Origin of the sequence: Halomonas sp. AOP43-A1-21 (assembly GCF_052376775.1) — a bacterium.
GTDB lineage: Bacteria > Pseudomonadota > Gammaproteobacteria > Pseudomonadales > Halomonadaceae > Vreelandella > Vreelandella colorata.
On the sequence record NZ_JBQSWC010000088.1, the window covers coordinates 1 to 1,157 of the forward strand.

At 50.6% G+C, this 1,157-nt stretch carries 1 protein-coding gene; it reads right to left on the minus strand.

Going from position 1 to position 1,157, the window contains the following annotated elements; all coding sequences use genetic code 11:
- Window positions 1-140: 140 nt before the first annotated feature.
- Window positions 141-1,085 carry an IS5 family transposase gene (locus ACT3R7_RS20655; RefSeq protein ID WP_193092942.1) on the minus strand — a complete coding sequence of 315 codons (945 nt, stop codon included), beginning with the start codon at window positions 1,083-1,085 and terminating at the stop codon, window positions 141-143.
- Window positions 1,086-1,157: the final 72 nt, after the last annotated feature.

The window sequence follows — 1,157 nt, forward strand, 5'->3', positions numbered from 1 at the left end:
GGAAGGTCTGAATAATTACCGATATTCGTCAACGCTCACTTGAGCTGATAAAAAATTGCAAATTTAGGCACTATTTTCCCGTTCTTTGTGCATTTTTTGCCCGTTAACCGCTCATTAAGCGGAAAACGGGCGCAATAGCCCTATTCCCACAGGTATTTTTCACTGATCAGCAGGTTGCTGAACGCCGCCAGCAGGTGCAGGCGCTGGGTGTTTTTAGCAAGACCACGATAGCGAACCTTGCCATAACCAAAGACTTGCTTGATGTACCGAAAAGGGTGCTCCACCTTGGCTCGGATGCTGGCTTTGATCTTTTCGACTTTCTGTTGCTTGGCATCCAACTTCTTTCGCGTGCCAGGCCGTCTGGCAATATACCAAGAGACGTCGCAGCGGTGATGGAGCTCGTCTCGCTTTTGAATGCCCAGGTAACCGGCATCACCGAAGACGCGCTGCTCTTCACCGTGAAGCAGCTTATCGGCAGGCACAATGTCATGCACATTAGCAGCCGTGGTGTCGATGCTGTGAATCAACCCAAGTTTGTCGTCGACACCTATGTGCATTTTCATACCAAAGTGCCAGGAGCCACCTTTTTTAGTCTGGTGCATCTCCGGATCGCGCTTGCCATGTTTGTTTTTGGTAGAACTAGGCGCAGAAATGATAGTGGCATCAACAATGCTGCCTTCGCGCAACATTAGGCCGTTTTTCGCCAGGTGTTTGTTCACTTCCTGGAACAGCACCTTGCCAAGGCTGTGTCGTTCTAGAAAATGACGAAACTTGAGAATCGTCGTTTCGTCCGGCAATCGGTCTAGCTTCAAACCGGCGAAATGCCTCATGGACTCGATCTCGTAGAGAGCATCTTCCATTGACGGATCGCTCAAGTTGTAGAACAACTGCATACAGTGAACTCGAAGCATGGCAGACAATGGATACGGAGGCCGCCCGCTCTCGCCCTTGGGGTAATAACGGGCTACCTTCTTCTCCAGCTGCGTCCAGGGGATCAGCTTGTCCATCCGCTCCAGAAAGAGTTCGCGGCGAGTCTTTCGCTTTTTGTTCTGGTACTCGGCTTCGGAGAAGGTGATCTGATCCATGGCAGCACTGAACCCTATGCAGTTGACGATGTTCGTATTATCGCTGAAGGCAGAGACTTTTTCAGAGCCTCC

Coding starts and splice junctions, on each gene's coding strand:
- ACT3R7_RS20655 (WP_193092942.1), bottom strand. CDS start 1,085: ATGGATCAGATCACCTTCTCCGAAGCCGAGTACCAGAACAAAAAGCGA.